Raw genomic sequence first — 12,311 nt, 5'->3', positions numbered from 1 at the left:
TTAAAAAAAACAAAATTCCCCAGAAACCGGGTCGAAAGAAACTCGGTTTCTTTTTTTTGGAAATTTAGGAATTCAGGAAGTTAAAGAGATGAAATCGGGAGTTATCCTACGACAGAGATAAAATTAATAAAAGGTTTAAATAAATTAGTGTACAAATATGAATTTGATAAAATTATTGATCTAATTGAACATTTGATCAACCATGAAGAAACAACTATCGCGTAAAACTCGCCAAATTCCCCTCAGACTAATATTAATTGTCCCCTTTGTCCTGCAAATTGTGGGAGCAGTAGGATTAGTAGGTTTTCTCTCCTATCGCAGTGGACAAGAAGCCATAGAAGGCCTGGTCATATCTTTGATGACAGAAATAGGCGATCGCATTGAACAAAACTTAAACAGCTATCTCAATGAACCCGAACAATTTACTCATATTAATGCTTCCCTCATCCGTCAAAGAATTTTAGATTACCAAAATTTAGCAACCTTACAAACATACTTTGCCCAGCAATTGCAAATTTTTCCTAAAGTCAGTGATATGTTACTTGCTAACGAACGTAAAGACTATGTAGAGGTTTCACGACATAAATCAGATCAACTGACTATTAGAATTTTGAATGCTACCAAAAGCAAAAACTTCTATCGTTACCGAGCAGATAAGACAGGTAAAATTAATCAATTACTACAAATTAGAACTGACTTTGATCCACATAATAACCCGCCTGACGGTGTTCATTGGTATGTGGAGGCACGGGAAGCCAAGCGTGGGAATTGGGTTGTTTTTGTTAGTTTATCACAGGGATCAAATCAGCCGATGCTGGCCGTTGGCTATGATCTACCATTTTATGATAGTAGGGGCAAATTTCAAGGCGTAATTAGTTCAAGTCTTTATCTGATAGAATTTGGAGAATTTATACAAGGTCTCAAAATTGGTAAAACAGGGCAAGCATTTTTGATCGATCAAGAAGGTCAAATGATTGCCAACTCTGTGAATGAAGTACCATTTATTACTACTGTTAAAAGTGAATTATCTCAGAATGTTAATCCTATTTCCCGCCGTTTAAAAGCCACAGCTAGTCAAAATCAACTGATTCGCTTAACCTCTCAATATTTAACAGATCACTTTCAACTAAAAGATATTCAAACAATTCAAAAACTTAATTTGTCAATTGATGGTCAGAAATATTTTGTGCAGGTTCTTCCCGTGAACAGACAAAATTTAAACTGGCTAACGGTGATTGTCATTCCTGAGAATGACTTCATAGAACATATTCGGAAAAATGCCTATTTGACAGTTGCATTGTGTGTTCTAACTCTTGTTGTAGCGACAATAATTGGTATTCTCACTGCTCAATGGATTACTAAACCAATTTTACAATTAAGTCAAGCGAGTCAGGCTTTAGTATTAGGAGAATGGCAAAATTCCGATCAAGAAAATGATCTAATAGAAACTAAAAGTATTACAGAAATATCTATTCTAGCCAAATCTTTTAATAGTATGGCTGATCAGTTACAAACATCTTTTGAAACCTTAGAAAATCGGGTAGAAGAACGCACAGCCGAGTTAGTTATTGCCAAGGAAAAAGCCGAAGTTGCTAATCAAGCCAAAAGTACCTTTATTGCCAATATGAGTCACGAATTGCGATCGCCTTTGAATGCTATTTTAGGCTTTTCTCAATTGATGGTAAGAAACTCTAATCTTTCCTCTGATCAATATGAAAATGCCGGAATTATCTATCGCAGTGGTGATTATCTATTAACCCTAATTAATAATATTCTGGATTTATCTAAAATAGAAGCAGGAAAAACCAGCCTAAATCTGACTAATTTTGACCTGTATCAGTTGTTAGATGATTTAGAAGATATGCTCAATTTACAAGCTAGTAATGCTGGATTAAAATTAATCTTTCAACGGAGTGAAACTGTCCCTCGCTATATCTGCACCGATGAAGTTAAACTACGTCAAGTGTTAATTAATTTACTCAGTAATGCGATTAAATTTACTAAAGAAGGTGGCATTAGTTTAACGGTGGATAAACAGGAAGACGACTTAACAGATATTGTCATTCTAAATTTTAAAATCCACGATACGGGAGTGGGAATTTCTCAAGCTGAATTACCCAAACTTTTTGAAGCCTTCACCCAAACCCAAGCCGGAAAAGAAGCCCAAGAAGGCACGGGTTTAGGATTAGCCATTAGTCAGAAATTTGTGCAGTTGATGGGGGGAGATATAACCGTAGAAAGTCAACTGGGTCAGGGCACAACCTTTTCATTTCAAATTCAAGCCAAACCGGGTCAAAATATCAACGATGAACCGACTAAAACCCGACAAAAAGTATTAGGATTAGCTCCCGATCAACCGACTTATAAAATTCTAACCGTTGATGATAAAGAAATTAATTGTCTATTATTAATTAAACTTTTAGAACCCTTGGGATTTCAGTTAAAAACAGCTAGTAATGGAAAAGAAGCGATCGCAATATGGGAGGAATGGGAACCCCATTTAATCTTTATGGATATGCGAATGCCGGTGATGGATGGATATGCAGCGACTAAATATATTAAATCAACCACAAAAGGCAATGCCACGGCTATAATTGCCTTAACAGCGAGTGTTTTAGAAGAAGAAAAAGCCGTTGTATTATCAGCCGGATGTGATGATTTTATGAGAAAACCTTTTACAGAAGATCTGATTTTTGAGGTTATAACTAAACATTTAGGGGTAAAATATATCTTGTACCAAACACAGCCTATTTTGACCCCTTCCCCAGATCACGAAATAACTTTAGATGCTTTAAAAGTCATGTCTAAGGACTGGATTGATCAACTTTATAAAGCGGCGCTTGAAGCTGATATTCAAGTTGTGATGGGATTAATTACAGAAATTCCAGACACAGAGATGAATCTAATACAATTTCTCACAAAAGCAGTGCGGAAATTTCAATTTGAACAGATCATTGATTTAGCCAATCCTTTAATAAAACATGATTAACCAGCATCCCAGTACACCAAAAAAAAATAGACAGATTCCCCTGAAATTAGTGTTAATTATCCCCTTTGTGTTGCAAATTGTGGGGGCGGTGGGATTGGTGGGTTATTTTTCCTATCGCAGTGGACAAAAAGCGGTAGAAAATATGGCGGATCAGTTAATGAATCAGGCAACCAATCGAGTACAGGATCATCTGAACATATCCCTGGAAACTTCACAGCAAACTATAGCGGTTAATTATCGTGCCACTCAAGGGGGTCGCCTGAATATCAAGGACTTTGAGTTAATCCGTCAGCACTTATGGGAACAGATTAATTTAGCTCCAAGATTGGCGATCACTTCGTATATTAATGAGCAAGGAAAACAAATCGGTTATGGACGGATCATCAACCAAGAATTTGTTGAATTAGCCCAAAAACTAACGGCGGAAAAAGATATCCAGATTGGCACACTTTTCTTATATGAAGTGAGTTCTACACAGAAAAAAATACAGAATCAATATTTAGTAGATCAAGACGGTAAGCCTGGCAAACATACTTATTCAGTGCCTGTTGATCATACGGTAGCACCCTGGTATCTACAGGCCAAAGTCGTTAAAAAACAAACTTGGTCAAAAATTAATGTTTCCAAAATTGCCCCATCATTGACTATCAATGCCGTATTTCCTATTTTCGATGGGGGTGGAAAATTTCAAGGTGTTTTTAACTCTAGTTTAATGTTGTCGGATATTAGCACTTTTTTAAATCAATTACGATTCTCACCATTGGGGCAAAGCTTTATCATAGAGCGTTCTGGTGATCTCGTCGCCACATCTACATTGGAGCGTCCTTTTGTAAATCTGAGCAATAAACCGCTTGCTCGTTTACCTGCGACTGAAAGTCAGAATGGATGGACAAAGGCGATCGCGATTCACCTGAAACAGCAATACCAAGATTTAAGCCAAATTCAAAAGAATTCACACTTTCAAGTCCCTGTTAAAGGAAACACACTCTTTACCCAAGTTGTACCTTATCAAGATAAATATGGTTTAGATTGGCTGCTGGTGACGGCGATCCCCCAGTCTGACTTTATGGGAAAAATTAATGCTAACACCAAAATCACAATTTTACTTTGTTTATTGACTTTAGGAATTGCTACAGGATTAGGAATTATTGCCTCAAATTTAATTACTACACCGATTCAAAAATTAAGTCAAGCGAGTTGGGCGATCGCTGAGGGTGAACTAAGTCAAGTTATAGAAATTCACGGGGTTTCTGAATTAGAAACTTTGGCTGATTCTTTTAATCAGATGGCGAGTCAATTACAAACCTCTTTTGAAACCTTAGAACATCGGGTCAAAGAACGCACAGCAGAATTAGCAATTGCCAAGGAAAAAGCGGAGGTAGCGAATCAAGCCAAAAGTACCTTTATTGCTAATATGAGTCATGAGTTGCGATCTCCTTTGAATGCGGTTATCGGTTTTTCTCAATTAATGTTACGTTCTAATAATCTCCCATCAGAACAATATGAAAATATAGGTATTATTTATCGCAGTGGAGAATACTTACTAACATTAATTAATAATATTTTGGATTTATCCAAAATCGAAGCTGGGAAAGAAACACTTAATCCCAAAGATTTTGACCTGTATAGATTGCTAAATGATTTAGAAGATATGCTGCATCTGCGGGCTACAAATGCCGGATTAAACTTGCTTTTTCAGCGCCATAAAAATGTCCCTTGCTATATCTGCACCGATGAAGTTAAACTCCGTCAGGTGATCATCAATTTACTTAGTAATGCCATCAAATTTACCTCGGAAGGTCAAATTATTCTCTCAATTTTTCGAGGCGATCAAGAAACAATAGATATTTTTAATCTCCATTTTCGGATTCAGGATACTGGAGTAGGAATTGCCACCGCAGAATTACCCCAACTCTTTGATGCTTTTACCCAAGCTCAAGCCGGAAAAGAGATACAGGAAGGAACGGGTTTAGGATTAGCAATTAGTCGGAAATTTATTCAACTGATGGGTGGGGATATTTCGGTTGAAAGCGAATTAGGAAAAGGTACAACTTTCCAATTTTATATTCAGGTAAAAATGAGTCAAGAAACAGTCAACAAGAGTACAGAAAATCCTCACCAAGTTCTGGCTTTAGCTCCGGGTCAACCCACCTATAAAATTCTCACCGTCGATGATAAACCGATTAATCGTCAATTACTAATTAAATTACTCAGTCCGTTAGGATTTGAGGTAAAAGAAGCTAGTAATGGACGAGAAGCGATCGCCATTTGGGAGGAATGGGAACCCCATTTAATTTGGATGGATATGCGAATGCCTGTGATGGATGGTTATGAAGCCACAAAATATATTAAATCGACTACAAAAGGCAATGCTACGGCGGTAATTGCCTTAACAGCTAGTGTATTAGAAGAAGAAAAAGCCATTATCTTATCAGCCGGATGTGATGATTTTCTCCGTAAACCATTTGTAGAACACACTATTTTTGAGGCTCTAGCTAAACATTTGGGAGTGGATTATATTTATGCAGAAACACAACCAGTTTTGCATATTATTCCCAAACATAAGTTAATTTCAGAGAATTTAAAAATCATGTCCTCTGAATGGATTGTTCAACTCTACAAAGCAGCATTAGAGGCAAACCCTACTCGAGTTTTGGAATTAATTGAAGAAATTCCATCCGCCGAGATTGATCTCATACAATTTCTAACAAAGGTCGTGCGTAAATTTCAATTTGAGCAGATAATTGAATTAACCGAGTCTTTAATAAACCATGATTAACCCTAGTCCCAAGACCGTCAAAAAAAACAGACAAATTCCCCTGAGATTCGTGTTAATTGTTCCCTTTGTGTTGCAAATTGTGGGAGCCGTAGGATTAGTCGGTTATTTATCATATCGTAGTGGACAGGTGGCTGTTGAGAAACTGGCTGATAAATTGATGACACAGACCAGTAAGCGTATTGAACAACATCTTAATAGTTATTTAGGTAAAGCTCGAGAAATCAATCGTACCAATGTTGATGCTTTCGAGTCAGGAATATTGAATTTGAATGATTTTAATGCTATTGGAAAATACTTTTACCACCAGGTAAAAACCTTCAATTTTACGACAGTTGGTTTTAGTAAGGATAACGGAGCTTATATCGGTGTGAGTCGTCGTCAGATGAAGAATAAAAATGAGTTTGGACTTGATGAACGGTTATCTAATAACAGTGTACATCGTGTCTATTCAGTTGATAGCCAAGGTAATCGTCTTAAGGTTATAAAGTTAATTCCTCACAGTCCAACATCGATACCTCCGAAAAAATTTGCTTGGTATGTAGATGCCGTTAAAGCTGGTAAACCCATCTGGAGTTCTATTTATGGCTGGAATACTGGACATGACATTATCGCAATTGCAACCAGTACCCCCATCTATAACCCACAAAAAAAGCTGCTCGGTGTGTTTGGTATTAATTTAGATCTATTGCTGATTAGTGACTTTCTAAAAACCTTAAGTAACAAACAATTAGAACATATCTTCATTGTAGAACCGTCAGGATTAATGGTTGCTAGTTCCGACAATGAATCCCCTATTAATGAATCTCCGAGTTCTAAACCTGTTTATCGGGTCAAGGGTAACGTCACCATCACTCGACTGAATGCAGTTGATAGTCGTAACCCAATTATCCGTGAGGTAACACAGTATTTAATCCGAGAATTTGGCAGTTTACAGGCGATTAGTAAGCCCCAATTACTCCGTCCTAAGATCGATCAAAATCCATTTGTGAGAGTGATTCCTTACCGGGATTCCTTGGGTTTAGATTGGCGTGTGGTCATTGTTGTTCCTGAATCGGAATTTCTAGCAGAAATTCAGGCGAATACCCAGATAACAATTTTCCTTTGTTTATTCACTTTAATCCTAGCGACTGGCTTAGGAATTATCACCTCAAATTTAATTGCTAAACCGATTCATGACTTAATTAAAGCTAGTCGTGCCATCACTAGTGGTGAACTCAATCAGGTTGTAGAAATCAAAGGTGTTTCTGAATTAAAGACTTTGGCAGATTCATTTAATCAGATGGCGATTCAGCTACAAACCGCATTTGAAACCTTAGAACATCGGGTACAGGAACGTACAGCCGAGTTAGTCATTGCCAAGGAAAAAGCCGAAGTTGCTAATCAAGCCAAAAGTACCTTTATTGCCAATATGAGTCATGAATTGCGATCGCCGCTGAATGCTATTTTAGGCTTTTCTCAATTGATGGTAAGAAACTCTAATCTTTCCTCTGATCAATATGAAAATGCCGGAATTATCTATCGCAGTGGTGATTATCTATTAACCCTAATTAATAATATTCTGGATTTATCTAAAATAGAAGCGGGAAAAACTAGCCTAAATCCGAGTGATTTTGACCTGTATCAGTTGTTAGATGATTTAGAAGATATGCTCAATTTACGAACTAGTAATGCTGGATTACAATTGATCTTTCAACGAAGTGAAAATGTTTCTCGCTATATCTGCACCGATGAAGTTAAATTGCGTCAAGTCTTAATTAATTTACTCAGTAACGCCATTAAATTTACCCGAGAAGGGGGGATTACTTTAACAATTAATCAACAGGAAGAAGACTTAACAGATATTATCATACTTAACTTTACAGTCCGGGATACTGGAGTGGGAATTGCCGAAGCTGAATTACCCAAACTTTTTGAAGCCTTCACCCAAACCCAAGCCGGAAAAGAAGCCCAAGAAGGCACGGGTTTAGGATTAGCCATTAGTCAGAAATTTGTGCAGTTGATGGGGGGAGATATAACCGTAGAAAGTCAACTGGGTCAGGGCACAACCTTTTCATTTCAAATTCAAGCCAAACCGGGTCAAAATATCAACGATGAACCGACTAAAACCCGACAAAAAGTATTAGGATTAGCTCCCAATCAACCGACTTATAAAATTCTAACCGTTGATGATAAAGAAATTAATTGTCAGTTATTAATTAAACTGTTAGAACCCTTGGGATTTGAGATCAAAATAGCCCGAAATGGAAAAGAAGCGATCGCAATATGGGAGGAATGGGAACCCCATTTAATCTTTATGGATATGCGAATGCCAGTGATGGATGGATATGCAGCGACTAAATATATTAAATCAACCACAAAAGGCAATGCCACGGCTATAATTGCCTTAACAGCTAGTGTTTTAGAAGAAGAAAAAGCCGTTGTATTATCAGCCGGATGTGATGATTTTATTAGAAAACCTTTTACAGAAAATAATATTTTTGATACCCTGGCTAAACATTTGGGTGTAAAATATATTTTAGTGGCAACGAGTTTACCTCCATTAGATAATTCAGCAGAAAGCAACTTGAGATCGCAACACCTCGTATTTATGCCTAGAGAATGGATTATTCAATTACACAAAGCTGCTCTTGAGGCTAATACCAACCTCGTTTGGCAACTAGTAGGAGAAATTCCAAAAACAGAAACTTGTTTGATACAATCCCTCACAAAAATTGTGCGTAAATTCCAATTTGAACAAATTATTGAATTAACGGAACCTTTAATCAGCCATGATTAGCGAATATTCAAAATCTCCACAAATTCCCTTGAGATTAGTGTTAATTGTCCCCTTTGTGTTGCAAATTGTCGGCGCAGTGGGATTAGTTGGTTATTTGTCCTATCACAGTGGACAACAGGCTGTAGAAAACTTAGCCAATCAGGTGATGGATCAAGCAGGAAATCGGATTAACGATCACCTCGATCATACCTTAGAAATTCAAAGGCAAACCGTAGCAGTTAATTATCAAGCTTTCCAACAGGGTGTGATTAACCTGAATGACTTTGAATCCCTGCGGAAGTATTTTTGGCAACAGATCAATTTATCTCCCTCTCTCACATTAAATATGTTTGCCAATACCCAAGGAGAAATGATTTCCTATCAACGCATTCTCAGTCCAGAATTTTTAGCTGTAACCCGTCAGTTAAGCGGGGAAAATCTGCAAAAAGGGACAGTATTTTTTCAAGAAAATCGGCTACCAGACATTAAAAACCGTAAATACTATCTATTGGATTCTCAAGGTAAAAGTAAAAAATTAGTCAAGTTTCAGGCATTAGTAGATACACGAGAAACGGCTTGGTATAGGGATGGCAAAGTAGCGATTGGACAAACTTGGTCGCAGATTTATGCTTATAAAGTACCCCTTCTCTTGGGAATAAGTGCTATCGTTCCAGTTTATGATGCTCAGGGAAAATTTCAAGGTGTTTTTAATAGTGGCATAACTTTAGATGGAATTAGTACATTTCTAAATAATCTAAAATTTTCGCCTTTAGGACAAACATTTATCCTTGATCATGGAGGTGATTTAGTTGCAACTTCAACCCTAGAAACTCCCTGTCTTAAGGATAATCAAGGAAACCCAATTCGCTTACCTGCGATTCAAAGTCAAGATGCTTGGACAAGGGCGATCACTACTTACCTCAAGCAACAATATGGGAATTTTAATCAGATTCCCAAAAACCTACAATTCAGAGTGGCAGTTAAGGGAAATACCCTATTTGCTAAAGTTTTATCTTATCAAGATCAATATGGACTGGATTGGTTACTGGTGACAGTAATTCCCGAATCTGATTTTATGGAAACCATTAATGTCAATACCAAAATCACGCTTTTTCTTTGTATATTAACTTTAATGATTGCCACAGTTTTAGGAATCATTACCTCCAATTTAATTGCTGCACCAATTCAGCGATTGAGTCAAGCAAGTCGGGCGATCGCTGATGGTGAACTGAGTCAAGTTGTAGAAATCAAAGGTGTTTCTGAACTAGAAACCTTAGCAGATTCTTTTAATGAAATGGCGAGTCAGTTACAAACCTCTTTTGAAACCTTAGAAAATCGGGTACAGGAACGTACGGCAGAATTAGAAATTGCCAAAGAAAAATCTGAAGTTGCGAATCAAGCCAAAAGTTCATTTATTGCTAATATGAGTCATGAATTGCGATCGCCCCTGAATGCTGTTTTAGGGTTTTCCCAATTAATGCTACGCGCTACCAACTTACCCCAGGAACATCACGAAAATGCAGGCATTATTTATCGCAGTGGTGATTATCTATTAACGCTGATTAATAATATTCTGGATTTATCCAAAATCGAAGCCGGAAAAACCACCTTTAATCCTCGATATTTTGATCTGTATTATCTACTGGATGATTTAGAAAATATGCTACATCTACGAGCAACATCTGCGGGATTGACACTGATTTTTCAGCGTCATGAAAATGTTCCTCATTATATCTATACCGATGAAGTTAAACTGCGTCAGGTAATCATTAATTTACTCAGTAATGCCATTAAATTTACCTTAGATGGTCAAATTATTCTCCATGTTTTTCGGGGAGATCAAGAAACAATCGATATTTTTAATCTGCATTTTTGTATTCGTGATACTGGAGTAGGAATAGCCCCGGAAGAATTACCCAAGCTGTATGATGCTTTTTCTCAAGCTAAAGCTGGGAAAGAATCGCAAGAAGGAACGGGTTTAGGATTAGCAATTAGTCGGAAATTTATCCAATTAATGGGGGGAGATATTTCTGTTGAAAGTGAATTAGGAAAAGGCACAACCTTTCAATTCTATATTCAGACGAAATTGGGTCAAGAAATCGTTAGCAAGAGTACAGAAGACCATCCCCAAGTTCTGGCTTTAGCTCCGGGTCAACCCACCTATAAAATTCTCACTGTTGATGATAAAGAAATTAATCGTAAATTATTAATTAAGCTGTTAGAACCGTTAGGATTTGAGGTAAAAGAAGCAGGTAATGGACAAGAAGCGATCGCCATTTGGGAGGAATGGGAACCCCATTTAATTTGGATGGATATGCGAATGCCTGTGATGGATGGTTATGAAGCCACCAAATATATTAAATCTACAACTAAAGGCAATGCTACGGCGGTAATTGCCTTAACAGCTAGTGTTTTAGAAGAAGAAAAAGCCATTATCTTATCAGCCGGATGTGATGATTTTCTCCGTAAACCGTTTACAGAACACACTATTTTTGAGGCTCTATCTAAACATTTGGGAGTGGAGTATATTTATGCAGAAATACAACCAATTTTGAATAGTAGTCCCAAACAGAAGTTAATTTCAGAGAATTTGAAAATTATGTCCTCTGCATGGATTACTCAACTCTATGAAGCAGCATTAGAGGCAAACTCTACCCAAGTTTTAAAATTAATTGAAGAAATTCCATCCGCCGAGATTGATCTCATACAATTTCTAACTAAGGCAGTGCGGAAATTCCAATTTGAACAGATAATTGATTTAGCCGAATCTTTGATCGGCAATGATTAAAAAATATCGCTTATACTATGCTTAAACTCCTTAGATACATTAGTGTTTTTCTGATTACCGTCTGTTTGCTATTTGCTTGTAATACTTCAGCACCGACCCAATTAAAACGCCCTCCTTTGAAAGTACAATTTACATCTTTTGTTGGGGAGCATTCAGGCATCATTGCTCAAGAAAAAGGATTCTTCAAAGCCCTGGGGGTAGATGTGGAATTAATTTATAAACGATACATCCAATTAGAAATAGCAAATTTCAGTGCGGGTAAGTATGATGGCATGGTAGTGACCTTGGGAAGTTTTATCAACTTGAGTACCACAAATCCAGATATACAAGCTGTGGTGGTTATAGATGAATCAACAGGCGCAGATGTAGTAGTCGCCCAATCGCAAATTAAAACCGTCGCTAACTTGAAAGGGAAAAAGTTGGGTGCAAATCTAGGCGGTTTTAGCGAAATTTTCGTGACTGAAATGTTGAAAACTGCCAAGTTAACCAGCGATGATGTGAACTTAGTTAAAGTAGAGGCTTCAGACATTCCTCAACGCCTAAAAGATAATGCTATTCAAGCCGGACACACCTGGGAACCCCATCTTTCTGAAGCCATTAAATCAGGGGGGAATATTTTATTTACCAGCAAACAAACCCCTGGCTTGATTTTAGATCTGATTGTCTTTCGTGATGAGATAATCCGCGATCGCCCCGAAGACGTTCGGGCATTTGTACAAGGATGGCTACAAGCCTCTGCCTACTGGAAAGCAAATGTTCAGGAAGGAAATGCTATCATCAGTAACGCGTTAAAAATTCCTCGCAATACAATCTCTCTGGAGGGAGTAAACCTAACTAATTTAGGTGAAAATCAAAAATTATTTCAATCTAGCAACCCTAACTCCATTTACAAAACTGCCAAGATATATGCAGACTTTTTTATTCGCTCTGGAAACGTGACGCGCATTCCTGAGCTAAAGGGTTTGTTCAATTCTTCTTTCTTAAACCCTCCCTCGTAGTT

Annotated in this window: 5 protein-coding genes; all 5 read left to right on the top strand. The window is 37.4% G+C overall.

All coding sequences use genetic code 11. The features are described from left to right. Window positions 1-202 precede the first annotated feature (202 nt). The 5 genes from AC2D3N_RS16310 to AC2D3N_RS16290 are packed head-to-tail and all read left to right on the top strand — an operon-like array spanning window position 203 to window position 12,309. The gene (locus AC2D3N_RS16310) at window positions 203-2,989 is read left to right on the top strand and encodes an ATP-binding protein (protein ID WP_484691501.1); all 2,787 of its coding nucleotides are present in this window, start codon (window positions 203-205) and stop codon (window positions 2,987-2,989) included. Then, a complete protein-coding gene (locus tag AC2D3N_RS16305; protein ID WP_484691500.1) occupies window positions 2,982-5,768 on the top strand; it encodes an ATP-binding protein in 2,787 nt (928 codons plus the stop codon). The genes AC2D3N_RS16310 and AC2D3N_RS16305 overlap by 8 nt, the downstream gene beginning before the upstream one ends. Continuing rightward, complete coding sequence (locus tag AC2D3N_RS16300) at window positions 5,761-8,544, top strand: ATP-binding protein (RefSeq protein ID WP_484691499.1); 2,784 nt, start codon at window positions 5,761-5,763, stop codon at window positions 8,542-8,544. Before AC2D3N_RS16305 ends, AC2D3N_RS16300 begins: the two co-directional genes overlap by 8 nt. Continuing rightward, the gene (locus tag AC2D3N_RS16295; RefSeq protein ID WP_484691498.1) at window positions 8,537-11,311 is read left to right on the top strand and encodes an ATP-binding protein; all 2,775 of its coding nucleotides are present in this window, start codon (window positions 8,537-8,539) and stop codon (window positions 11,309-11,311) included. The genes AC2D3N_RS16300 and AC2D3N_RS16295 overlap by 8 nt, the downstream gene beginning before the upstream one ends. A gap of 17 nt (window positions 11,312-11,328) precedes the next feature. Continuing rightward, entirely contained in the window at window positions 11,329-12,309 is a 981-nt protein-coding gene (locus tag AC2D3N_RS16290) for an ABC transporter substrate-binding protein (protein WP_484691497.1), read from the top strand. The last annotated feature ends 2 nt before the right edge of the window (window positions 12,310-12,311 follow it).

This window comes from Planktothrix sp. PLAVEN19ND (assembly GCF_057220675.1).
This window is presented reverse-complemented; position numbering and strand designations above follow the sequence as displayed.